The following is a 23,935-nucleotide window of genomic DNA, read 5'->3' on the forward strand; positions in this document are numbered from 1 at the left end:
TAAGACGCTAACGCGTGGTCGCGGGAGCTCGGCGGCCCGGACCGGAAGTGTGCGGGCCCCGCCCGCTCACGGTGCCGGGCGACCGGCCGTGCCCGATGCCCGATGCCCGATGCCCCAGGCCTCGGCCGGTCCCGCGCCGCGGCGTCGGCGCGGCTGCCCGGAACCGGGAAAACCCACTGGCCGGGGAGGGGATGGCATGGGATACGTTCGAGGCTGTTCGGTAACCCGTACGGCCGGTCCCGGCCGTCTCCTGCCGCCCTGGAGGGCCAGTATGACGAAGACGCCGCCGGTCACCCTGGACGACGTCCGTGACGCCGCCGAGCGGATCAAGGGTGTCGCGCACCGCACGCCCGTCCTGCGCTCCCGGACCCTGGACGAGCTGGTGGGTGCGGAGGTGTTCCTGAAGTGCGAGAACCTCCAGCGCGTCGGGGCGTTCAAGTTCCGCGGCGCGTACAACGCGGCGTCCCGGCTGTCACCCCGGCAGCTGGCCGCCGGCATCGCCGCGTACTCCTCCGGCAACCACGCGCAGGCCGTCGCGCTCGCCGCACGGGAGCTCGGCAGTACCGCGGTCATCCTGATGCCGCAGGACACCCCGCGCTCCAAGCGGGAGGCCACGGCCGGCTACGGCGCCGAGGTCCTCACGTACGACCGCTACACCGGTGACCGGGTCGCCCTCGGCGAGGCGATGGCCGCCGAACGGGGGCTGACCCTCATCCCGCCGTACGAACACCCGGACGTCATCGCGGGGCAGGGGACGGCCGCGCTGGAGCTGATCGAGGAGGTCGACGGGCTCGACACGCTCGTCGTGCCGGTCGGCGGCGGCGGGCTGCTCGCCGGGGCCTCGACCGCGGCCAAGGGGCTGAACGCCGGTATCCGGGTGATCGGGGTCGAACCCGAGGCGGGCGACGACACGAAGCGCTCCCTCGCTGCGGGCCGTCGTGTCACGGTCCCGGTCCCCAGGACCATCGCGGACGGCCAGGCCGCCGAGACGCCCGGCGAGCTGACGTTCTCGATCAACGAGCGGCTGGTGGACGGCATCGTCCTCGTCTCCGACGACGAGATCCGCGACGCGATGCGGATGGCTTTCGAGCGGCTGAAGACCGTGATCGAACCGAGCGGAGCCACCGGCCTGGCCGCGCTCCTCACAGGCCGCGTGCGGAGCCCCGGACGCGTCGGCGTGATCATCTCCGGCGGCAACATCGACGCGCGCCGTTTCGCGGAGCTCTGCGGCGACTGAGATGCCCCCACGGGCGCGCGGCCTGCTGTCCCCGCGCGCCCCTCAGAGCGCGGTCCGCACCGGTGCCCGGGCTGCCAGCCGCCGGAGCGCCGCCTCCGAGGGTGAGCCCGGCTCCGCCGTGTGCATGCCCAGGATCTGGTCGGGGTCGGTGGTCGGGGTCAGCGACTCGTAGCCGAGGACCAGGTCGCCGACCACCGGGTGGTGATAGCGCTTCACGCCGTACCCACGCTCCGACACGTCGTGCCGGGCCCACCACCGCCGGAAATCGCCGTCCCGGTCGGACAACTCGGCGACCAGGCCCGCCAGCAGGGGATCGCCGGGATGCCGCCCCGCGTCGAGGCGCAGAGCGGCGACGGTGCTGCGCGCGGCGGCCGGCCAGTCCACGTACAGGCTCCGTGCCGTGGGGTCGAGGAAGAGATAACGCAGCATGTTGCGGTCCGGGGCGGGCATCGCGTCGAAATCGGTGTAGAAGGCGCGGGCGAGGGCGTTGCTCGCCAGGACGTCGTAGCGGCGGCCGAGCACGAGCGCCGGGGCGTCGTCGAGCCCGTCGAGGAGCCGTAGGAGTCCGGGCCGTACGCGCTGCACCGCGTCCACCGGCGCGCGGGCCGCACCGCGTCCGCGGCGGCGCCGGTGCGCGGGCCCCGCGAGGGTGAAGAGATGCGCGCGCTCCGTGTCGTCCAGCCGCAGCGCGCGGGCGAGTGAGGCCAGCACGGCGTCCGAGACGTTCGCGCCCCGCCCGCGTTCCAGACGCACGTAGTAGTCCACGCTCACCCCGGCCAAGCGGGCGACTTCCTCGCGGCGCAGTCCCGGCACCCGGCGCGGACCCTGCCCGGCGAGCGCGGACAGGCCCGCCTCGCCGGGCGAGATCCTGGCCCGCCGGCTGCGGAGGAACTCCCTGAGCTCCGTGTTCGCGTCATGGTCCGCCTCGTCCGCTTCGCGCATACCGCCAGGGTATTCCCGCCGCCCGCGGTGCCCGGGGGGTTCTCCTGGTACCTGGCTCGCGCGCTGCGACCGCCCTCCGCCGGTGTTTGGCTGGTACGTGAACAGACGAGAGCGGCGGGAGAGGGCAATGGAACGCAGAATCCTCGGCGGTACGGGCATGTCGGTCAGCGAGTTCGCGCTGGGCACGATGATGCTCGGGGAGATGGGCAACACCGACCACGACGAGTCGGTGCGCATCATCCACACGGCGATGGACGCCGGCATCAACTTCATCGACACGGCGGACGTCTACTCCGCCGGGGAGAGCGAGACCATCGTCGGCAAGGCGCTCAAGGGACGCCGCGACGAGGTCGTGCTCGCGACCAAGTTCGCGATGCCGATGGGCGCCGACGACAACCAGCGTGGCGGATCCCGTAAGTGGATCATGCGTGCGGTGGAGGGGAGCCTGAGCCGCCTGGGCACCGACCACATCGACCTGTACCAGATGCACCGCTGGGACCCGGTCACGGAACTGGACGAGACCCTTTCCGCGCTCTCGGACCTCGTCAGGGAGGGCAAGGTGCGGGCCTTCGGCTCGTCGATGTTCCACCCCGGGCAGACCGTCGAGGCCCAGTGGACCGCGGAGCGCCGGGGCCACCACCGCTTCCGGTCGGAACAGCCCCAGTACAACATGCTGTTGCGCGGCATCGAGGCCGATGTCCTGCCGACCGCGCAGCGTTACGGCATGGGCGTCCTGACGTTCGGACCGCTCGGCTCCGGCTGGCTCTCCGGCCGTGCCGATCCGACGGCCGGGCACCGCAACGCCGGCCCCGGTGCGCGGCTGTTCGACCAGTCGGACCCGGGCAACCGTGCCAAGGCCGAGGCCGTTCAGAAGCTGTCGAAGGTGGCGGACGAGGCGGGCCTGCCGATGCCGCACCTGGCCACGGCCTTCGTGCGGGCGCACCCGGCGGTCACGTCCGTCCTCATCGGGCCGCGCACGCCGGAGCATCTCGCGGGCCTGCTGTCGGGCGCGGACGTGGTGCTCGGTGACGACGTGCTCGACCGGATCGACGAGATCGTTCCGCCGGGCACCGACCTGAACCACAACGACCGGATGTTCGTGCCGTCCGCGCTGGACGACAAGCGGGCCCGGCGTATCGCCCGCTGACCGCCCGGGCGGTCGGACCCGCTTGACCGGCGGCCGTCCCCGCGCTCACCGCACGGGGACGGCCGCCGCCTCGCGCATCCGGGAGATGTTCCAGTCCAGGGCGGCCTTGAGGTGCTCCGACCGACCCGTCGCCAGCATGATCGCCACACCGCCCTGGACACCGGCGAGGAGGGCCGCCGCCGCGGCCTCGACGTCGTAGGACTCGGGCAGCAGGCCGCCGTCCCGCAGGGCCCTGATGCCGGTCGCGAGGTGCTCCTGCCAGGAGCTGAGGAGCCCCACGACGATGGCACGGGCGCCCGGCGTCGACCGCCCGACCTGCTGGAACAAGGAGCCGAGCGGGCAGGTGTCGCCCTGCGCCTCGTACCGCGCCACGACGGCGTCCCGCCAGCGGTACCAGGCATCCCAGGAGTCCAGGCAGCCCAGGTACGGCTGCTGGTCGTCGAGGACGCGGTCCGCCTCGTACTGTGCGACGGCCAGCAGGAGCTGGTCCTTTCCCTCGGGGAAGTAGTGGAACAACTGGCTCTTGCTGGTGCCGGACCGCTCCCTGATGTCGTCCAGGGTCGCGGTGACCCCCGCTTCGCGCAGGACGAGGGCCGCGGACTCCACGATCCGGGTGCGGGTGGCCCGGCCCTTCGCGGTCAGGGCGGCTGTCATCGGGTCCTCCCGGGATCTCGCGGTCGACTCACTGGACCAGATAGTCCAGATCCTGTCGACCAGATTACCGCGGGAGCCGAGCCGACCGGGTCCGGTGCCCCGACCGTGTCCAGGTCCTGCGGGAGGAGCGCTCGCCGGGCCCTGGCCCGGGGGGCGTCACGGCCTCACTTGGCGAGCGGCTGGTTGAAGCGCAACAGGTTGCCCGCGGGGTCGCGGAACGCACAGTCGCGGACGCCGTAGGGCTGGTCCATGGGCTCCTGCAGCACCTCGCCGCCCGCGGCGCTGATGCGCTCGAAAGTGGCGTCGCAGTCGTCCGTCACGAAGATGACTCCGCGCAACAGGCCCTTGGCCATCAGCTCCGCCATGGCCTGCTTGTCGGCCGACGAGGCGTTCGGGTCCGCGAGGGGCGGTTCCAGCACGATGTTCACGTCCGGCTGCGAGGGCGCCCCGACGGTCACCCAGCGCATGCCCTCGAACCCGACGTCGTTGCGTACCTCGAAGCCGAGCACGTCCCGGTAGAAGGCGAGCGCCCTGTCGTGGTCGTCCACGGCGATGAAGCATTGCGAAACCCTGATGTCCATGCCGCACACGCTACGGCCGGGGCGCGGGGCCCGCTTCTCTGTTCCTGACCGGTCGCGTGTGGATCTTCGCCATGCAGGCCGGGATGGCGGCGCTCGCGTCGTGGTTCCGGGCCCGGTAGACGCTCGGGCTCTCGCCGACCAGTTCGGTGAAGCGCGAACTGAACGAGCCCAGCGACGAACAGCCGACGGCGAAGCAGACCTCCGTCACACTCAGGTCGCCCCGGCGCAGCAGGGCCTTGGCCCGCTCGATGCGGCGGGTCATCAGGTAGCTGTACGGGGTCTCGCCGAAGGCGGCGCGAAAGCTGCGGGAGAAATGGCCCGCCGACATCAGGGCGTCACGCGCGAGCGCCGGCACGTCGAGCGGCTGCGCGTAGTCCCGGTCCATCCGGTCGCGGGTGCGCCGCAGCCGGACGAGGTCGTCGAGGTCCTGCTGTCTCATTTGATCAGTTTGTCATGGCGGCGGGAGTGTTGTCCGCCGTCCCGGACACTCGTCCTGGACTCCGCTGCCGGCCGGCCGGCCGGCCTGGATACATGCGCCGTGCGCCGTCTGCCGTCTGCCGTGATCCGTGCGCCGTGGGCCGGACCCGGCCGTCGAGCCGGGGCCGCGTCCTCTCCGCGACAGGCGGACGCCGTCGCGCCCGGAGAGTGACGGGCGGACCGATCAGGATTCGAGAAGCGCGTCTGGGGGCGCCGCGGCTAGCGTGAGCGTCGTTGACACACCGACACCGTTCGCCGGACCTTCCGTCCGCACACCGACCGGGACGTCTCCTGGACGTCGCGGTCGCGAAACCGGCCCTCGGTTCCGCGCCGCGCCGCCCGTCCCGCACGACCGTGCGACACCGGGCCGACGCGGCCCACGACTTCAGGAGTGACCATGACCGGCTCTGCCACCCAGGGGATCAAGACCGTGCTGCATCCCGTGTCCGACCTGGCGAAAGCCACAGCGGTGTACGCCGCGCTGCTCGGCGTGGAGCCGACGACGAACGAGTCCTACTACGTGGGCTTCGAGGCCGCGGGCCAGAACATCGGTCTGGTGCCGGGCGGCGGCTCCCGGGCCATGACCTCCCCGGTGACCTACTGGCACGTGCCGGACATCGAGGCGAAGCTGGCCGAGGTGACCGCCGCCGGTGCCACCGTGCGGGAGGCGGCGCACGACGTCGGCGGCGGCCGTCTGGTGGCCACCTTCACCGACCCTGACGGCAATGTCCTCGGGGTCCTTCAGGACCACTGAGCGCGGGCGCCTGCTCCGGGGCTGCCGTCGCCGGCCCCGGCCGGACCCGCCGGGCCGGCGGCCGACGGCACCGCGACCGTGCGGCCGGCCGAGGTCGCGACGTACTGTTCGAAGCTGCTCGAAGACGGTCGGAGCGGGCCGGGCGATGCCGGCGGGCACCGCCGAACGCGGTCCCGGCCCCGAAACGATGGAGAGACGATGACCAGGGCCACGAGGACGGCCACGCCGTCGCCCGAGCCGCGCGACGCCGGCCACCATGACCTGATCCGTGTGCACGGCGCGCGCGAGAACAACCTCAAGGACGTCAGCGTCGAGATCCCCAAGCGGCGGCTGACGGTGTTCACCGGCGTCTCGGGCTCCGGCAAGAGCTCCCTGGTGTTCGGCACCATCGCCGCCGAGTCGCAGCGGCTGATCAACGAGACCCACAGCGCCTTCGTGCAGGGCTTCATGCCGACGACGGCGCGACCCGAGGTCGACGTACTCGAAGGGCTGACGACCGCGATCGTCGTCGACCAGCAGCGGATGGGCGGCGACGCGCGCTCCACGGTCGGCACCGCGACCGACGCCCACGCGATGCTGCGCGTCCTGTTCAGCCGGCTCGGGCAGCCGCACGTCGGCTCGCCCGGTGCGTTCTCCTTCAATGTCGCCTCGGTCCGGGCGAGCGGCGCGATCACGGTCGAACGCGGTGCGGGCAGGACCGTGAAGCAGTCCTTCACCCGCACCGGCGGCATGTGTCCGCACTGCGAGGGCCTCGGCAGGGTCTCCGACATCGACCTCGCGCAGCTCTTCGACGACTCCAAGTCGCTCGCGGAGGGCGCGATCACCGTTCCCGGCTACACCGTGGACGGCCACTGGACGGTGCGGCCCTTCATCGTCTCCGGCTTCCTCGACCCGGACAAGCCGATCCGCGACTACACCGCGGGGGAGCTGCGTGACTTCCTCCACCACGAGCCGGCCAAGGTGAAGGTCGACGGCGTGAACGTCGCCTACGAAGGGCTGATCCCCAAGGTCCAGAAGGCGTTCCTGTCCAAGGACCGGCAGTCGATGCAGCCGGCCGTCCGGGCCTTCGTGGACCGGGCGGTCACCTTCACCGCCTGCCCCGAGTGCGGCGGCACCCGCCTCAGCGAGGCCGCCCGCTCGTCGCGTATCGCGGGGATCAATATCGCCGACGTGTGCGCGATGCAGGTGAGCGATCTGGCCGACTGGGTCCGCGCTCTCGCCGAGCCCTCGGTGGAGCCGCTGCTCGACGCTCTGCGGCGCACGCTCGACTCGATCGTGGAGATCGGGCTCGGCTACCTCTCGCTCGACAGATCGTCCGGCACGCTGTCCGGGGGCGAGTCGCAGCGGGTGAAGATGATCCGCCACCTCGGCTCGTCGCTCACCGACGTCACCTACGTCTTCGACGAGCCCACCACGGGGCTGCACCCGCACGACATCCAGCGGATGAACGACCTGCTGCTGCGGCTGCGGGACAAGGGCAACACCGTGCTCGTCGTGGAGCACAAACCGGAGACGATCGCGATCGCCGACCACGTCGTCGACCTCGGCCCCGGGGCCGGTTCCGGCGGCGGCAGCGTCTGCTTCGAGGGCACGGTCGAGGGGCTGCGGGCCAGTGGGACCCTCACCGGCCGCCACCTCGACGACAGGGCCGTCCTCAAGGAGAAGGTGCGGACACCCACGGGGGCGCTGGAGATCCGCGACGCCACCACGCACAACCTGCGCGGCGTCGACGTCGACATCCCGCTCGGCGTTCTCGTCGTCGTCACCGGGGTCGCCGGGTCCGGCAAGAGCTCGCTCGTCCAGGGGTCGCTGGTGGGCGGGCCCGCGGCCGCCGGGGTGGGGGTGGTGTCGGTCGACCAGGCCGCGATCCGGGGCTCGCGGCGGAGCAACCCGGCGACGTACACCGCACTGCTCGACCCGATCCGCAAGGCCTTCGCGAAGGCCAACGGCGTGAAGCCGGCGCTTTTCAGCGCGAATTCCGCGGGTGCCTGCCCCAACTGCGGCGGTGCCGGCGTCATCTACACCGACCTGGCGATGATGGCCGGTGTCGCCACCACCTGCGAGGAGTGCGGGGGGAAGCGGTTCGAGGCCTCGGTGCTCGACCACCGGCTCGGCGGCCGGGACATCAGCGAGGTGCTGGCGATGTCGGTGGCCGAGGCCGAGGAGTTCTTCGGTACGGGCGAGGCACGCACGCCGGCCGCGCACAGCATCCTGGGCCGGCTCACCGACGTCGGGCTCGGCTACCTGACTCTGGGCCAGCCGCTCACCACCCTGTCCGGCGGCGAGCGGCAGCGGCTCAAGCTCGCCACCCACCTCGTGAAGAAGGGCGGCGACGAGCTCGTCTACGTCCTCGACGAGCCGACGACCGGCCTGCACCTCGCCGACGTCGAGCAACTGCTCGGCCTGCTCGACCGGCTCGTCGACTCCGGTAAGTCGGTCGTCGTCATCGCCCACCACCAGGCGGTCATGGCGCACGCCGACTGGATCGTCGACCTCGGCCCCGGCGCGGGGCACGACGGTGGCCGGGTCGTCTTCGAGGGAACCCCCGCCGATCTGGTCGCGGCCCGCTCGACCCGCACCGGCGAGCACCTCGCGACCTACCTCGGCGACTGACCGCGATACGCCCGAGAGCCCGGGGCGAGTCCGCCCCTCGGCGCGACCCGTCGCGCGCGGCGCGTCGGGTGGGACCCTCCGGGGCGGGCGGCCGGTGGCGGACCGGATCGCGCGGCCGTCAGCCGGGGGCCCCCGCGCGGGCGGCGGGTGGCGGATCCGTCCGGCTCGGCTCATCCCCAGCGGGAGGCGCCGGCGCCTCCCGGTGACGCCGACCGCGCCCGCGGGCGGAGGTCAGCCGCGTGACGTCTCCGCCCAGATCGTCTTGCCGTGCGGTGTGTGCCGGGTTCCCCAGCGGTCGGTGAGCTGCGCGACGATGAGCAGGCCGCGTCCGCTCTCATCGAGCGTGCGCGCATGGCGCAGGTGGGGGCTCGTCGGTGAGGAGTCCTTGACCTCCACCGTCAGGACCCGGCCGAGGATCAGGGCCAGGCTCACCGGTGGCGTGCCGTACCGCACCGCGTTCGTCACCAGTTCGCTGACGACCAGTTCCGCCTTGAACACGCTCTCGGACCCGACGCGGTCCGCGAGCCACGCGTCGGCCAGGCCGCGGGCCCGGGCCGGTGCCTGTTCGTCGAGGTCCAGGGGCCAGGAGGCCGAGGTGTCCCGCGGCAGCGCCGTCGTCCTGGCGGCGAGGAAGACGGTGTCGCCCCCGGGCCGCCCGGTCTCCCCGGCGTGCGCCAGTACGTCGCACACCTCCTGTACGGAGCCGGGGGCGACGGTCTCCCGCAGCGCCCGGCCGACCCGGGCCTCGGCCGACGCCGGCATCACCAGGGTGCTCCGCTCGGACAGTTCGACGCTGAGGCAGGCGAACGGTGTCACGTCCGGGTCCCCGAGCACCGGCCCGTCCGGCGCCCCGAGCGGTGCGAACAGGCCGTCGGGACCGGCCAGCCACGGGTCCGCCCCGCCCGCGCGCGCGACGGTGCAGATCCCCTCGCCCGCGTCGTACACGGCGTACGCGCAGGCGACGGTCAGCGGCTGGTCCCGCAACGGATCGTGCGCGGGCAGCGCGCGCCGTTCGGAGGCGAGCTGCGACACCGTCTCGTCGAGCCGGGCGAGGAGTTCGTCCGGCTCGATACCGAGCGTCGAGAAGGCCCGTACCGCCGTCCTCACCTGGCCCATCGCCGTCGCCGCGTGGATACCGTCGCCCGCCACCTCGCCCACCACCAGGGCGCTGCACGCTCCGGAGAGCGGGATCACGTCGTACCAGGCACCGCCGCCCTCGGCGCCCGGCAGATAGGTGTGCGCCGTCCGCACGCCGAGCGGCGGTTCCGTCGCCCACTGCGGCAGGAGACGGCGCTGGACCGTCGCGGCGAGTGCCCTTTCGTGGGCGTAGCGGCGGGCGTTGTCGATGGCGAGCGTCGCGTGAGCGGCGATCTCGGTCGCCGTCGCGACCTCGTCCGTGAGGAACGGCTCCGACGTGCCCACGCGGTACAGCGTCAGCAGGCCGAGCGCGCCGCCCCGCAGGGACAGCGGGACCACGAGGAGGCTGTGCGCGCCGTGGGGGACGCCCTTGGCGTCGTCGGGTACGGGAGTGCCGGCCCGCAGGTCGAGGAGGCGCGGCTGCAAGTCGGCGAGTGCCAGGGTCTCCGGGCTCGGGCCGTGCAGCACGCGGGCCTCCCCGACCCGGTCGCCGTGTACGGCCCCACCGTCGTCCCGGCCCTCGGTCTCCGCGTCCCGGCCCTCGCCGACGAGTGGGGACACCACGTTCACGCCGCAACCGGCGTTCCGGCCGTCCGGACCGCCCCGGGTTCGCGGGGGCCGCTCGCCGCCGTCACTGCCGTGGCCGGATCCGGCTCCGGCGCGGTTCGCCGTGCCCTCGGCGTCGCCGGCCGCCGGGTGCTCGTCGCCGCCCCTCGCGGAGGTCCCGCGCCCCTCCCGTGCGCCGTCATCCAGGGGGGTCCCGCCGCTGTCGGCCGTCGGATCGTCACCGTCCTCGACCGGGGCGCCTGCCACCGCCGCGCACCGCAGCAGTGTGGCGGACGCGCTGTCCGGTACGGGTGGCTCGGCGCCCCGGATCACCGGGTCCGCGATCTCGACCTCCGCCCGGTCCGCGAACCCGGGGGTGAGGGTGTCCGCCAGGTCCTGGCAGGTCGCCACGACGTCCAGCGTCCTGCCGACGCGCTCGCGCTCCGCCGCGAGCAGGTCGGCCAGCACTTTCGCGCGCTCGTGCTCCGTGCGGTCCACCACGACGAGGGCCAGGCCGAGGACCCGCCCGTCCGTGGCGTGCAGCCGGAACCCCGACACCGAGTACAGCCGCTCCCGTGTCCGGTCCTCGTCCTCGAACCCCCGGACCGTTCGCTCGATCGTGGGCACGCCCGTGGCGAGGATCCGGCGCGCCACCGCCTCCTGCTCCGCCGGTTCCACCAGGCGGTACACCTCGTCGAAGCGCCGGCCGACGAACTCCTCCGCGTGCTCCTGGCGCCGGGTGCCCGCACCGGTGTTGACGCGTACGACGCACAGGTCCGGGTCGAGTACGTGCAGCCCCACGGGCGACTGGCCGAACAGCGCGTCCAGCACGGCCGCGTCCCAGACCACCGCACCCGGTTCCTCAGCGAGGTCCACCGCCCAGTGCAGCTCTCCTGCCGGATCAGCGCCCTTTCCGCCCTCCCCGCTCGGGGCGCCCGTGCCGGTCCGGTCCATACGAGGCCGTACGCGCAGCGCGAGGTCCCGCGACGAGGTCGCCCAGATCGCCGGCCGGCCCAGGGCCTGCGCGGCGGTGCGCCCGAAGACCCGCTCCGCCCGCGCGGTCCAGGACCGCACGGTGCCGGTGCCGTCCACGACGAGCAGCGGCCCGTCGTCGGCCGGTTCCGACAGCTCCTCCGTCACCTCGGGCTCCCTTCGTCCGGCGCTCACAGCGCCGCGTGGTTTTCGCCCGTACAGGCAACGGTGCCAACAGCCGGACCGAACGGCGACCCGAGACGGTACGAACCGTCCGGGCGCCCGGGGCGGCCCCGCCTCCTCGCCGCGCCCGGGGGCGGAAGCGGTGACGCTCCTGCGCGTGACGGCGGCGGCGGGGAGTGGCGGCGACAGCGGGAGCGGTCAGGACGGCGAACGGGCTTGCTGACTTGCCGGGCGGCTAGTAAGTTACTTGTCGACCGGTAAGTAAGCGGGTGCCCTCAGGCGCGCACCCCGCCGAGGGCAGAAACGGACGGACGGTTCCCGATGACCGCAGACGCAACGAGCGCCGCGCCCCCCGCGCGGCTCTCGCCACGGGAGATCATGGCCGCGATGGTCGCCCTGCTGATCGCCATGCTGCTGGCGATGCTCGACAACACGATCGTGGCGCCCGCACTGCCGACGATCGTCGGCGATCTCGGCGGGCTGGAACACCTGTCCTGGGTGACGACCGGGTACATCCTGGCCTCCACCGCCGCCACCCCGATCTGGGGCAAACTCGGCGACCTCTACGGCCGCCGCAGGACCTTCCTCGCGGCCATCGCCCTCTTCCTCGTCGGCTCCGCGCTCTGCGGAATGGCCCAGAACTTCGACGAGCTGGTCGGCTTCCGCGCGCTCCAGGGCCTCGGGGCCGGCGGACTGATGGTCGGCGTGCTGGCCGTCGTCGCCGACATCGTGCCGCCGCGCGAGCGCAGCAAGTACCAGGGCGTGATGATGGCCGCCATGCCGGTCGCCATGATCGGCGGCCCGCTGGTCGGCGGCTTCATCACCGACCACCTCACCTGGCGGTGGGCGTTCTACGTCAACCTGCCGCTCGGTGCGATCGCGCTGGTGGTCGCCTGGTTCACGCTGCGCACCCTGCCCAAGGGCACCAACGACGGCACCAAGCGGGTCGACTGGTCGGGTGCCGCGCTCCTGACCACCTGGATCACCGCACTCGTCCTGATGACCAGCTGGGGCGGCGGCCAGTACGCGTGGCTCTCCGCGCCCATCATCGGCCTGGCGGTGCTCACCGTCGCCGCGTTCGTCGCCTTCGTGTTCGTCGAGCGGCGCGTGGCCGACCCGATCATGCCGCTGAGCGTCTTTCGGAACCGCAACTTCTCGCTGGCCGGCACGCTCGCGTTCCTCTCCGGGTTCGCGATGTTCGGCGGCGTGACCTTCCTGCCCCAGTTCCAGCAGTTCGTCCAGGGCGCGTCGGCCACGAACAGCGGGCTGCTGCTGATGCCGATGATGATCGCGGCCATGGTGGTGTCCATCGCGAGCGGTACGGTCATCAGCCGCACCGGCCGCTACAAGATGTTCCTCGTCGCGGGAGCGGCCCTGATGGCGGCCGGCCTCGGCCTGTTCGGCAGCATGGACACCGCCACCTCGTCGCTGGTCACCGGGCTGTTCATGGTCCCGCTCGGCATCGGCCTCGGCGGTCTCATGCAGACCACCACGCTCCTCGCGCAGAGCAGCGCCCCGCTCAAGGACATCGGGGCGGCCACCGGCGCCTCGACCTTCCTGCGCAACATGGGCGGCTCGATCGGCGTCTCGGTGCTCGGCTCGATCTACGCGAGCGGGCTCAGCTCCCACCTCGGCGGCCTCGGCGGCGCGGCGGGCGCGGGCAACGCGGCACAGTCCATGACGCCCCAGGCGCTGCGCAAGCTGCCGGCCGCGGCCCAGCATGTCTTCGCCTCCGCGGTGACGCACGGCATCGTGGAGGTCTTCACGGTCGCCGCGATCGTCGCGGCCTGCGGTGTGATCGTCGCGCTGTTCATCAAGCAGGTGCCGCTGCGCGGCTTCGGCGGCGGTGCGAAGGACACGAAGGTGACCACATCGGGATCCGGGACGCCGGCCGAGGTGGAGATCACCGTCTGACCGGCCCGGCGGCGTGGCCCGGCTCCCGCCGTGCCACGCCGCCGCCACCGCTCACACCGCGCACGCGGTTCCGGCCACCGCCCCCGTACAGCGGGGGCGGTGGCGGTGGCGGTGGCGCGCCCGGTACCGGGGCCGGCGCGCCGGTACCGGGGGAGCCGGTACGGGGGGAGCCGGTACGGGGGAGAGGCCGCCGCGCCCGTACCGAGGAGCGGCGGTGCCCTCGTGGCCGGGAAGCCGGTGGCGCGCACGTCTCATCGTCAGGCCCGGGACCAGGACCCCAGGACCATCAGGGTCTTCGTGCCGGTGATCTGGCCGGAGCGGCGCAGACCGTCGATCACGTGCTGGAGGTGGTCGAGATCCCGCACCCGCACCTGTAGGAGCGCGTCGGGATCTCCCGCGATCGTGAAGACCGCCTGTACCTCGGGCACCGTGTGCGCGCTCCCCACGATCTCGCGTACGGGCGTCGTGCCCGCGTACCGCAACTCCACGAACGCCTCGATGCCCCACCCGAGTTTCGCGTGGTCGACCTGGACCGTGAAGCGGGTGATCACCCCCGAGTCGCGCAGCCGGTCCACCCTGCGCTTGACGGCGGCTACGGACAGGCCGACCTCGGCCGCCATCTCGGAGAAGGTCCTCCTGCCGTCCTCGCGCAGCATGCGAAGCAGCCGGTGGTCCGTGTCGTCCAACTCGGCCATGGGACACCCCTCCCTACGCACACATCTGGTCGTGGCAAGCAAACTATTACAGGCGTACCGGTCTCTGGCGGAAAAATTTTGCGACTTCCCGACCATTCCGCGCCAGATACTTGCCCGCACTCCGGTGCCGCGCTCTGATCAGCGAGTAGCGTGGCGAGGGTCCGACGTCAGGTCCGCAGTCGGGGCTCGCGCCACCCGCAGCCCGTCCGCCCGTACCGGTGCACCCCTACCGGTTCCGGTACTTGTCAGAAGGAAGCCGCCGTGCCCGTCGACCGCCTGCTGCCCAGTGAAGAGGCCCAGGACCTGATCGCGCTGACCCGCCGGATCGCCGACCGCGAGCTGGCCCCGCTCGTCGACCTGCACGAGCGCAAGGAGACGTACCCCGACGGGCTGTTCGCGATGCTCGGCGAGGCCGGGCTGCTCGGATTGCCGTACCCGGAGGAACTCGGCGGCGGGGGACAGCCCTACGAGGTCTACCTGCAGGTGCTTGAGGAACTGTCGGCGCGCTGGGCGGCGGTGGCGGTGGCGGCGAGCGTGCACACGCTGGCCGCCTTCCCGCTCGTGACCTTCGGTACCGACGCCCAGCGCGAGCGCTGGGCCGAGGACGTCCTGTCGGGCGCCCTGGTCGGCGGCTACAGCCTCTCCGAGCCGCAGGCCGGATCCGACGCGGCGGCCATCGTCTGCAAGGCCGTGCCGGAACCGGACGGTTACCGCATCACCGGGTCCAAGGCGTGGATCACGCATGGCGGGAAGGCCGGTTTCTACGCGCTGTTCGCCCGGACCGCGCCAGGCAGCCACGGTGTCTCCTGCTTCTTCGCTCCCGGCAGTGCCGAGGGACTCTCCTTCGGCGCCCCCGAGGACAAGATGGGGCTGCACGCCGTGCCCACGACCGCCGCCTACTGGGACGGCGCGCTGCTGTCCGGGGACCGGCTGATCGGCACGGAGGGCCAGGGCCTCGAAATCGCCTTCAGCGCCCTCGACTCGGGGCGTCTCGGCATCGCGGCCTGCGCCACCGGCCTCGCACAGGCGGCGCTGGACGCCGCCGTCACCTACGCCAACGAACGCACCACGTTCGGCCGCCGCATCATCGACCACCAGGGCCTCGGCTTCCTGCTCGCGGACATGGCCGCCGCCGTCGGTTCGGCCCGCGCCACCTACCTGGACGCGGCCCGCAGACGCGACGCGGGACGCGAGTACAGCAGGCATGCGAGCATCGCCAAGCTCACCGCCACCGACGCCGCGATGAAGGTCACCACGGACGCGGTCCAGGTCTTCGGCGGCTACGGCTACACGCGGGACTACCCGGTCGAGCGCTACATGCGCGAAGCGAAGATCATGCAGATCTTCGAAGGCACGAACCAGATCCAGCGCCTGGTCATCAGCCGCGGACTCGCGACCCACTCCGAGCGCGAGTAGACCTTCCGGCGGTCGCGCGGACCACTTCTCGGGGTGACCGTTTCGCGGTCCGTGGCGAGGGTCGGTCCGGTCGCGTGACGGCGGCCGGGCGGGCAGGCGGGAGATCTCCGGGAGGCCGTCGGCGCCCGAGGGCCGTGCCCCGGTGGGTGTACCGGGTCACCGGCCGCCCACCCGGCACCCGACACCCGACCCCGCCACTGGTCGGCCGTGCGCCGGGCGCATGTGGGGAGCGGAGCGCGCGTGCGGCCGTCCAGAATGGCCCCATGACTCTTCCCGTGCGATACGTGGAGGGCGACGCGACGGCGCCCGTGGCCTCCGGCCCCCGCATCATCGCCCACGTCTGCAACGACGTCGGCGGCTGGGGCGCCGGCTTCGTCGTGGCCCTGTCACGGCGTGGACCGGAGCCCGAGGCCGCCTACCGGACCTGGTACCGGGGCCGCGCCACCAACGACTTCCGCCTCGGAGCCGTCCAACTGGTTCCGGTCCAGGTGGACATGTGGGTCGCCAACATGATCGGGCAGCACGGACTCAGGCGTGCGGGCGGACGGCCCCCGGTGCGGTACGAGGCGATCGAGGAGGCGCTGGGCCGACTGGCGGAACACGCGCTGCGGCTCGGCGCCTCGGTGCACATGCCGCGGATCGGCTGCGGACTGGCCGGTGGTGAGTGGTCGCGCGTGGAGCCCCTGCTGAGGGCGGGTTTGGGGGAGCGGGGCGTCCCCGTCACGGTGTACGACCTGCCCGGCCGCTGACGTCGGGTCGTCGGCGGTCGGCCGTTGGCGGCCGACCGTTGGCGTCCGGTTGTTGACGGCCGGCTTCTGGTGTCCGGTTGCCGCGGTCCGGTGAACGGCGCCCGGTGCTGCCCGTCCGTCCCCTGCTGCCTCGCCCCCTGCCATCCGGCGTCTGATACCGGGCAGTTGGCGCTCCCGTTCGCCGGCAACCGGCGCCCGCCACCCACCGGCTGCCGTGCGGCGGCCGGCGCGTCGGCCGCCGGCGGCCCGCAACCGGCCCCCGACGCCCGGACGTCGACAGCCCGGACGTCGACAGCCCGGCCGTCCGCGGCCATGGCCGCTGCCCCGGGCAGGAGGCGCCTGCCTTCGTCAGTGGCGCAGTTGGTCGATCGCCGTGTGCAGGGCGGTACGCAGGCGACCCGTGTCGCCGGTCGCCTGGGACATCAGCACGGCGCCCTGAACGCACGCGAGCATGGTTGTGGCGGTGGCGAGCGCGTCCAGGTCCGCGCGTACCTTGCCCGCCGCCTGCAGGGCACGTACGCCCTGCGCGAGGCGCTCCTCCCAGCGGCTGTACGCGACCGCGAGGATCTCCCGCATCTCCGGGCTGTCCTGTTCGAGCAGGCGCGGTAGCGCGCTCAGATCGGTGCGCCCGCGCTGCGTGAAGCGCTCGAACACCGCGTCCGCCCATTCGTCCCAGGCCCGCCAGGTGGTCAGCCGGGAGAGGTACGGCTCCTGGTCGGCGATGACGGCGTCGGCCGCGTACCGCGCCACCGCGAGCATCAGGGCGCGCTTGCCCTCGGGGAAGTAGTGGAACAGCTGGCTGCTGCTGACGCCCGCGGCCTCCCGGATGCTCTCCAGGCTGGCGTTCGCGACGCCGCGCTCGCACACGACGACCGAGGCGCGCTCGACGATCCTGCTCCGGGTGGCGAGGCCCTTGGCAGTGAGTTCACGCGGCATGCGCTTACCGTAACAAGTCGATAATGGATTTTGCGATCCATTTCTCACTGCCCTACGTTATGGATTGTACGATCCATTTCGAGGAGGGACGCGTCATGGGCTCACGGCTGCGCGAAAAGACGGCACTGGTGACGGGCGGGACGGGGAGGATCGGCCGGGCGGTCGCCGCCGCACTGGCCGCGGAGGGCGCCAGGGTCGTCGTCTCCGGGCGGGACCGGGCACGCGGCGAGGCCGTGGCGGCGGCGATCAGAGACGCCGGCGGCAGCGCCGACTTCGTGGCCGCCGACCTCGACGGCCGGGCCGACGCGAGCCGCGCGCTGGCCCGCGAGGCCACCCGTGTCCTCGGCGGGCGCGTGGACATCCTGGTGAACAACGCGGGCGTCTTCCCGGGACCCTCCACGCCGGAGACGGACGAGGCGACCTTCGACGCGGTGTACGGGGTCAACGTGAAGGCGCCGTTCTTCCTGACGGCAGCGCTGGCGCCCGCGATGGCCGAGGCCGGGGGCGGCGCGATCGTCAACATCGGTTCGTGGGTCGTGCGCCTCGGGCTGCCCGCCGGTGTCGCCTACGCGGCGAGCAAGGGCGCGCTGGAGACGCTCACGCGCTCCTGGGCCGCCGAGTTCGGCCCGCGGGGCGTACGGGTGAACACGGTGTCCCCCGGAGTGATCCGCGAACAGGACGGCGCGGCGGACGGGTCAGGAGTGCTGATGAACGGCACCCCGGCGGGCCGTTCGGGCGCTCCGGACGCCATCGCGCACGCCGTGGTCTATCTCGCCTCCGAGGAGGCGGTGTTCGTGCACGGCGCGATCCTCGACGTCGACGGCGGCCGGGTCTCCGCGGCCGTGATCGCCGCGTAGCCGCCGCGCGGGCGGCCGGCCCGCCGGGCGCCGGGTGCGCGCGGAGCCGGTCGCCCGCGCCGGGAGCGGGAGGTGAGGGCGGGCGTCATCGGCGCCCTACCCACCGGTATGGTGAGGCGGCGGGCGAGCGCGGACGCCCGCCGCTCCGGTGTGTCCTGGCCACGCACCGCGTTCCCGATCAGGAACCAACTTTTTTCAACAGGTGTCCGGTATGCCTCGAACGGGCGTGATGGGGCGGTCAGTTGGCTTCCGTCCGGCGGAAAACGGGCACACTTCGATATCGCAATCGTCTGAAGTCTTGACACCGGACCGGTGTATTGGTGACATCTGTCGGGTCACGTTCGTTTGTGTTTTATTCGGAGCCCCGCGGGAGGGGTCATGAAGCTTTTCTCGACTGACGGTCGACGATCGGGACCCGGCATACCCATACCCGACATGCCGTCCATGTCCCGGCGGTCCGTGCTTCGTGGCGCCGCTCTGGGCGCCGGAGTGGTCGCCGCAGGACCGCTTCTCACCGCTTGCGGTGGCAGCAGCGGAAGTTCGGGCGGATCGGGTGGCAAGACGGTCACGTTCGGTTCCAACGCCGCGGTGCCGCAGCCGAAGGGGGCGTATGTCAACGTCTTCGCCGCCGCCAAGAAGGCCACCGGCCTGACGGTCAAGCCAAACTGGGTCGACCACAACACCTTCCAGCAGAACATCTCCAGCTATCTGCAGGGAAACCCGGACGATGTGTTCAACTGGTTCGCCGGTGAGCGCATGCAGTTCTTCGCGGGCCAGGGCCTCGCCAGCAACGTCGACGACGTCTGGAAGAACATCGGTGCCAACTACACCGACGCGATGAAGGCCCAGAGCAAGGCGCCGGACGGGCACTACTACCTCGTGCCCTTCGACTACTACCCGTGGGCCGTCTTCTACAGCAAGAGCCTGTTCAAGGCCAAGGGGTACACCGTCCCCACCACCTGGGACGAGTACATCGCGCTGGCGAAGAAGATGAAGGGCGACGGCATCACCCCCATCGCCTTCACCAACAAGGACGGCTGGCCGTCCATGGGTACGTTCGACTACCTGAACATGCGCATCAACGGGTTCGACTTCCACATCGACCTGATGCGCAAGGGCGACAAGTGGAACACCCCCCAGGTCAAGGCCACTTTCGACCACTGGAAGCAGCTGATCCCGTACTACTCCCCGGGGTTCGCCGGCCAGACCTGGCAGGAGGGCGCCCAGTCCCTCGTCAACCAGAAGGCCGGCATGATGGTGCTCGGCCTCGACCAGATCGGCACGATCTTCACCGGTGACAAGGCCGCGGACCTCGGTCTGTTCGCCTTCCCGGAGATCGACCCGCAGTACGGCCAGACCGCCGTCGAGGCGCCCATCGACGGCTTCATGGTGTCCAAGTCGCCCAAGAACAAGGACGGCGCGAGCAAGCTCCTGAGCTACCTCGGCACCGCCAAGGCGCAGCAGCTGTGGCTCGGCACCAACCCGGCGGACGTCGCGACCGCCAACGGAGTCGACACCTCGAAGTACACACAGCCGCAGAACGACGCGGTCAAGCTGATCACCGGGGCCAAGAGCCTGTCGCAGTTCATGGACCGCGACACGCGGCCCGACTTCGCGGACCCGGTCATGATCCCGGCGATCCAGAAGTTCCTGAACAGCCCGGGTGACATCGCCTCGATCCTGTCGAACGTGGACAAGCAGGCCAAGACCATCTGGGCGAGCGGCAACTGACCTGCCTGCTCACCCCTTTGGGCCGGATGCGGCGCTCACGAAACCGTGGGCGCCGCACCCGGCCCGTACGGCAGTGCCCGGTGTGAAAACGACGAGGAACACATGACTGTTGTGGACGGCGCGGCGGCGCCGCGGACCACGCCCCCCAAGACCAAGCGGCGCCATCTCAAACAGCTCACCGCGCGGGACCGGGTGAGCCTCAGCCTGATGGCCGGCATCCCGACCCTGCTCACCGTGGCGTTCGTGTGGGTGCCCGCCCTGGCATCGATCGTCCTGTCGTTCTCCAGCTGGACCGGGTTCGGCGACTTCTCCACGATCCAGTGGGTCGGCACCGAGAACTACAAGAACATCTTCACGATCTACCCGCCCTTCGACCCGGCCATCGAGCACAACCTCATCTGGCTCGCGGTCTTCTTCGTGCTGCCCGCGCCGTTCGGCCTCTTCCTCGCGGTCCAGCTGGACAAGCAGATCCGGTTCTCCCGGATCTACCAGTCCGTCCTGTTCCTGCCCGTGGTGCTGTCCCTCGCGCTGATCGGCTTCATGACCGAGCTGATCTTCTCGCCCACCCAGGGGCTGATCAACAACCTGACGGGGCACGCGGACCACCACGTCATCGACTGGATGGGCAATCCCCACCTGAACATCTGGGCCGTCATGATCATGGCCTGCTGGCGCCAGGCCGGCTATGTGATGGTGCTCTTCCTCGCGGGCCTCAAGAGCGTCGACCCCTCGCAGAAGGAAGCGGCGGCACTCGACGGCGCGAACGGCTCCCAGACCTTCCGGCACGTGGTCTGGCCGGCGCTGCGCCCCATCAATGTCGTGGTGCTGGTCATCACGGTCATCGAGTCGCTGCGCGCCTTCGACATCGTCTACGTCATCAACAAGGGCACGAACGGCCTTGAACTGCTGTCCGTGCTGGTGACCGACAACATCGTCGGAGAGGCCAGCCGTATCGGCTTCGGCTCGGCACTGGCGACGATCCTCCTGGTGATCTCGCTGGCCTTCATCGTGCCGTACCTGATCAGCATGTTCCGGAAGGACGAGCGAGAATGACGACGCTGACGACCGAGCGCACCGGGCCCCGCACCGCCGCGCCCGCCCCCCGGGGCGAGCGCCCCCCGCGAGCCGGCCGTGTCGCCCTGCACGTCTTCCTGATCGGCACGTGCGTCGTCTGGCTGCTGCCGCTGCTGTACGCCTTCTACACGGCGCTGCGGCCGTACGCCGACACCCAGCGCCTCGGATACGTGTCCGTCGGCGGCCACTACGGGTTCGGCAACTTCACCGCCGCCTGGGACCAGGCGCAGCTCCTGCACTACTTCTGGAACTCGGTCATCATCACGGTGCCCGCGCTGGTGATCACACTCTGGCTGTCGAGCATGGTCGCCTTCGTCGTGGCGCGGTTCAACTTCAAGGTGAACATCGCGCTGCTGATGCTGTTCACCGCCGGCAACCTGCTGCCGCAACAGGCTCTGATCACGCCGCTGTTCAAGATGTACCAGCTGATACCGCTGCCCGAGTGGCTGGCGGCGTCCGGCAAACTGGACGACTCCTTCCTCGGCCTCATCCTGATCCACGTCGCGTTCCAGACCGGTTTCTGCGCCTTCGTGCTCTCCAACTACATGCGCACGATCCCCAAGGAACTGGGCGAGGCCGCGCTCGTGGACGGTGCCTCCGCCTGGCGGCAGTACTGGCAGCTCGTCCTGCCGCTGTGCCGTCCGGTGCTCGCGGCGCTGGCGACGCTCGAATTCACCTGGATCTACAACGACTTCTTCTGGGCGACGGTACTGATGCAGACCGGCAGCAACCGGCCCATCACCGCGGCGCTGAACAACCTCCAGGGGCAGTTCTTCGTCAACAACAACCTCATCTCGGCGGCCGCCCTGATCGTGGCGGTCCCCACCCTCGTGGTGTTCTTCGCCCTGCAGAAGCAGTTCGTCTCCGGACTGACCCTCGGCGCGAACAAGGGCTAGCAGGTCACTGACTTGATCGATGCATCGGGAGTGCCGCGCGGTGTCGCGTGGCACTCCCGATGCGCGTAGCAGGGGCAGGACCCCGGCGGCCCCGGCGGAGCCGGGTGGGGAAAAGTGGGGAAACCGGTGCCGCGTCAGGCAGGCTTCGCCCCGTGGTCACGCCTCCTCCGGTCGCCGCGTGTACCGGTGCCGCGTGCCGAGGACGGGCGCCTGCGCGAAGTCGCCCACCGGGGGGACATCGGCTGACGCGGCAGAGGCCGTATCCCGGCGGAACAGCGCGGTCCACAGGAACGGCACACCGAAGAGCGCCGACTCGGGCGGCTCCGCGCGCATGCGGCGCAGCTGGACCTGCGCCAGGTCGGAGAAGATCCAGCGCAGTGACGCGGGCGTGTAGGCGAGACCGCCGCCCAACGTGCGTTCGCGGTAGAGCTCCGCATCGGAGAGCTCGGAGCCCATCCCCCTCTCGCCTGCGGCGAAGCAGGTGAGGGCGAGATGGCCGCCGGGGGCCAGGACGCGGTCGAGGAGAGCGAGGTAACCGGCGCGGCGGTGCGGCGGCAGGTGGTGGAAACAGCCTGAGTCGACGACCAGGTCGTAGGGGCCGCTCAACTCGTCCGCGGGGAGGGCGAAAGCGTCACCGCACAGGAAGCGGACCTCGACGCCGGCCGCGCGAGCCCGTTCCCCGGCCCAGGCGACGGCCACCGGGGAGAGGTCGACGGCGTCGACGTCAAAACCGTTCGCGGCGAGGTACAGGGCATTGCGGCCCGCCCCGCATCCCAGGTCCAGGGCCGTGCCGGTGGCGACCAGACCCTGGTCGAGACAGGCAGCCAGGTTCTCGTCGGGCTTCTCCACGAAGAACGGGACCGGCTGTGACCGGTCCGCGTAGAAGCGGTCCCAGAAACCCTCCCGGTCGCCGGTCGTCGAGCGGCCGGTCGCCGCATCAGATGTGAACAGCCCGTCCAGGAGCGCGAGAACATCCTCGACAGTGCGTACGTTCCGGTCCATACGGCCCCCCTCTCGACCGGGATCGAGCATACGAGCGAGGCGGGTGAAGGGCCAGGTCGGACAGTGTTTCGAGACGTCGGGAGCGGGCTGCCGCGGGCCCAGGACGAGAACAGTGGGCAACCCCGCCCCGGACCCTGCGCCGGCGTCCGGTCAAGCACCCCTCCAGGGCCCGGACGGGGCCGTCCTCAGCCCCGCGCGGCAGACGATCTCAGGCAATCTCCCACGGCGCTACGGGTCGAACGTCGTCCGACGCGTCAGCAGGTCACGCGCCCGCCGGTCAAGCTCGTGGGGATCGACCGCCCGCGGGTGCCCACGAAGCGGGCCCGGCCCCCGTCCGAGCCGGCGCGTCCCGGGTCCCCCGCGAACGGTCCTCCAGGGCGTGCCGGTGGTTCAGGAGTTCCGCCGCGCACTCCTCGGCGCGATGGTCCTCGCCGCACTCGCGTGCCTGCGCGCACTGGCGTACCAGGGCGGCACACACGGCACAGCCCTTCCCCGCCTCCCCGGCCCCCTCGGCCGCGCCGTCGGGCGCGTCGGGCCCTTCGGCGCCAGGCGGCTTCGACCGGGTTCTCACGCGCTCAGCACCCCCGTACCGAGCAGTCCGAGCAGCAGCACTCCCACGACGATCCGGTAGATCACGAAGGCGTTGAACGAGTGGCGGGCGACGAACCGCAGGAGCCAGGCGATGGACCCGTACGCCACGACGAACGAGACCGCGGTGCCGACGGCCAGCGGGGCCGCGCCCACCCCCGTGCCGAGCGCGTCCTTGAGCTCGTAGATCCCGGCGCCGGTCAGGGCCGGGATGCCGAGGAAGAACGAGAGCCGGGTGGCCGCCATCCGGTCGAGGTCGAGGACGAGGGCGGTGGACATGGTGGCGCCGGAGCGGGAGAAGCCTGGGAAGAGGAGCGCCAGGATCTGTGAACAGCCCACCAGCATCGCGTCCTTGAAGGACGTGTCGTCCTCGCCGCGCTTGTGGCGGCCCATCTGGTCGGCCGCCCACATCACGCCGCTGCCGGCGATGAGGGAGCCCGCGACCACCCACAGGGAGGCGAGCGGCCCGTCGATCAGGGGTTTGGCCGCCAGGCCCACGACCACGATCGGGACCGTCGCCGCGATCACCCACCACGCGAACTTGTAGTCGTGGTGGTAGCGCTCCTCCTTGTGCAGCAGGCCCCGGCCCCAGGCGCCGATGATGCGCACGAGGTCCTTGAAGAAGTACACGATGCAGGCGGCGATCGCGCCGACCTGGATGACCGCGGAGAAGCCCACCACCGAAGCGTTCTCGACGGGGATGTTCATCAGGCCCTCGGTGATCTTCAGGTGTCCGGTGGAGGAGACCGGGAGGAACTCGGTCACCCCTTCCACGACACCGAGCACGGCGGCCTGGCCAACGCTGATAGCACTCACGGAGCTGTCCTGGTGGAG

At 71.6% G+C, this 23,935-nt stretch carries 19 protein-coding genes and 1 pseudogene; 11 read left to right on the forward strand and 9 right to left on the reverse strand.

The window, feature by feature from the left end:
- Positions 1-271 precede the first annotated feature (271 nt).
- A complete protein-coding gene (locus OG310_RS30880) occupies positions 272-1,237 on the forward strand; it encodes a pyridoxal-phosphate dependent enzyme (protein ID WP_329459124.1) in 966 nt (321 codons plus the stop codon).
- 42 nt (positions 1,238-1,279) lie between these two features.
- Here the strand turns inward: OG310_RS30880 and OG310_RS30885 are convergent, their stop codons facing one another.
- On the reverse strand, positions 1,280-2,179 hold the full coding sequence (locus tag OG310_RS30885; RefSeq protein ID WP_329459125.1) for a helix-turn-helix transcriptional regulator: 900 nt from the start codon (positions 2,177-2,179) through the stop codon (positions 1,280-1,282).
- Positions 2,180-2,306: 127 nt separating this feature from the next.
- On the opposite strand from OG310_RS30885, the gene OG310_RS30890 reads away from it, so the two are divergent.
- Entirely contained in the window at positions 2,307-3,326 is a 1,020-nt protein-coding gene (locus tag OG310_RS30890; RefSeq protein WP_329459126.1) for an aldo/keto reductase, read from the forward strand.
- 45 nt (positions 3,327-3,371) lie between these two features.
- On the opposite strand, the gene OG310_RS30895 is transcribed toward OG310_RS30890, so the two are convergent.
- From OG310_RS30895 to OG310_RS30905, 3 genes are all read right to left on the reverse strand, one after another.
- The gene (locus OG310_RS30895; protein ID WP_329459127.1) at positions 3,372-3,980 is read right to left on the reverse strand and encodes a TetR/AcrR family transcriptional regulator; all 609 of its coding nucleotides are present in this window, start codon (positions 3,978-3,980) and stop codon (positions 3,372-3,374) included.
- A 164-nt stretch (positions 3,981-4,144) separates the two neighbouring features.
- Entirely contained in the window at positions 4,145-4,561 is a 417-nt protein-coding gene (locus OG310_RS30900) for a VOC family protein (protein ID WP_329459128.1), read from the reverse strand.
- A 10-nt stretch (positions 4,562-4,571) separates the two neighbouring features.
- Positions 4,572-5,000, reverse strand: a complete 429-nt coding sequence (locus OG310_RS30905) for a helix-turn-helix transcriptional regulator (protein WP_329459129.1) — start codon at positions 4,998-5,000, stop codon at positions 4,572-4,574.
- 435 nt (positions 5,001-5,435) lie between these two features.
- Here OG310_RS30905 and OG310_RS30910 point away from each other — a divergent pair, with 435 nt between their 5' ends.
- Positions 5,436-5,792, forward strand: a complete 357-nt coding sequence (locus tag OG310_RS30910) for a VOC family protein (RefSeq protein WP_329459130.1) — start codon at positions 5,436-5,438, stop codon at positions 5,790-5,792.
- A gap of 198 nt (positions 5,793-5,990) precedes the next feature.
- Positions 5,991-8,405: an excinuclease ABC subunit UvrA gene (locus OG310_RS30915; protein WP_329459131.1), complete on the forward strand. Its 2,415-nt coding sequence runs from the start codon at positions 5,991-5,993 to the stop codon at positions 8,403-8,405.
- 231 nt (positions 8,406-8,636) lie between these two features.
- Here OG310_RS30915 and OG310_RS30920 read toward each other — a convergent pair whose 3' ends face one another.
- On the reverse strand, positions 8,637-11,228 hold the full coding sequence (locus OG310_RS30920) for a SpoIIE family protein phosphatase (RefSeq protein WP_329459132.1): 2,592 nt from the start codon (positions 11,226-11,228) through the stop codon (positions 8,637-8,639).
- Positions 11,229-11,549: 321 nt separating this feature from the next.
- Between OG310_RS30920 and OG310_RS30925 the strand changes: the two are divergent.
- Positions 11,550-13,157: pseudogene (locus OG310_RS30925) on the forward strand (MDR family MFS transporter); the annotation flags it as partial.
- 257 nt (positions 13,158-13,414) lie between these two features.
- On the opposite strand, the gene OG310_RS30930 reads toward OG310_RS30925, so the two are convergent.
- Positions 13,415-13,852 (reverse strand): Lrp/AsnC family transcriptional regulator, encoded by a 438-nt coding sequence (locus tag OG310_RS30930; protein ID WP_329459133.1) that lies wholly within the window; start codon positions 13,850-13,852, stop codon positions 13,415-13,417.
- Positions 13,853-14,113: 261 nt separating this feature from the next.
- Between OG310_RS30930 and OG310_RS30935 the strand changes: the two genes are divergently transcribed.
- Together OG310_RS30935 and OG310_RS30940 are read left to right on the forward strand one after the other, a co-directional pair.
- On the forward strand, positions 14,114-15,268 hold the full coding sequence (locus tag OG310_RS30935) for an acyl-CoA dehydrogenase family protein (protein WP_329459134.1): 1,155 nt from the start codon (positions 14,114-14,116) through the stop codon (positions 15,266-15,268).
- A 263-nt stretch (positions 15,269-15,531) separates the two neighbouring features.
- The gene (locus OG310_RS30940; protein WP_329459135.1) at positions 15,532-16,017 is read left to right on the forward strand and encodes a macro domain-containing protein; all 486 of its coding nucleotides are present in this window, start codon (positions 15,532-15,534) and stop codon (positions 16,015-16,017) included.
- Between the two features lie 348 nt (positions 16,018-16,365).
- Here the strand turns inward: OG310_RS30940 and OG310_RS30945 are convergent, their stop codons facing one another.
- Complete coding sequence (locus OG310_RS30945) at positions 16,366-16,953, reverse strand: TetR/AcrR family transcriptional regulator (protein ID WP_329459136.1); 588 nt, start codon at positions 16,951-16,953, stop codon at positions 16,366-16,368.
- A 95-nt stretch (positions 16,954-17,048) separates the two neighbouring features.
- On the opposite strand from OG310_RS30945, the gene OG310_RS30950 reads away from it, so the two are divergent.
- The 4 genes from OG310_RS30950 to OG310_RS30965 all read left to right on the forward strand — a co-directional run bounded on the left by OG310_RS30950 (position 17,049) and on the right by OG310_RS30965 (position 21,511).
- Positions 17,049-17,810: an SDR family NAD(P)-dependent oxidoreductase gene (locus tag OG310_RS30950; protein ID WP_329459137.1), complete on the forward strand. Its 762-nt coding sequence runs from the start codon at positions 17,049-17,051 to the stop codon at positions 17,808-17,810.
- Between the two features lie 435 nt (positions 17,811-18,245).
- Positions 18,246-19,541, forward strand: a complete 1,296-nt coding sequence (locus tag OG310_RS30955) for an ABC transporter substrate-binding protein (RefSeq protein WP_329459138.1) — start codon at positions 18,246-18,248, stop codon at positions 19,539-19,541.
- A 102-nt stretch (positions 19,542-19,643) separates the two neighbouring features.
- Positions 19,644-20,594: a carbohydrate ABC transporter permease gene (locus OG310_RS30960; RefSeq protein ID WP_329459139.1), complete on the forward strand. Its 951-nt coding sequence runs from the start codon at positions 19,644-19,646 to the stop codon at positions 20,592-20,594.
- Positions 20,591-21,511 (forward strand): carbohydrate ABC transporter permease, encoded by a 921-nt coding sequence (locus OG310_RS30965; RefSeq protein ID WP_329459140.1) that lies wholly within the window; start codon positions 20,591-20,593, stop codon positions 21,509-21,511. Before OG310_RS30960 ends, OG310_RS30965 begins: the two co-directional genes overlap by 4 nt.
- A gap of 156 nt (positions 21,512-21,667) precedes the next feature.
- Here OG310_RS30965 and OG310_RS30970 read toward each other — a convergent pair whose 3' ends face one another.
- Complete coding sequence (locus tag OG310_RS30970; RefSeq protein ID WP_329459141.1) at positions 21,668-22,513, reverse strand: class I SAM-dependent methyltransferase; 846 nt, start codon at positions 22,511-22,513, stop codon at positions 21,668-21,670.
- Positions 22,514-23,080: 567 nt separating this feature from the next.
- Positions 23,081-23,917, reverse strand: a complete 837-nt coding sequence (locus tag OG310_RS30975) for an undecaprenyl-diphosphate phosphatase (RefSeq protein ID WP_329459142.1) — start codon at positions 23,915-23,917, stop codon at positions 23,081-23,083.
- Positions 23,918-23,935 lie beyond the last annotated feature (18 nt).

Source organism: Streptomyces sp. NBC_01497, assembly GCF_036250695.1.
Classification (GTDB): domain Bacteria; phylum Actinomycetota; class Actinomycetes; order Streptomycetales; family Streptomycetaceae; genus Streptomyces.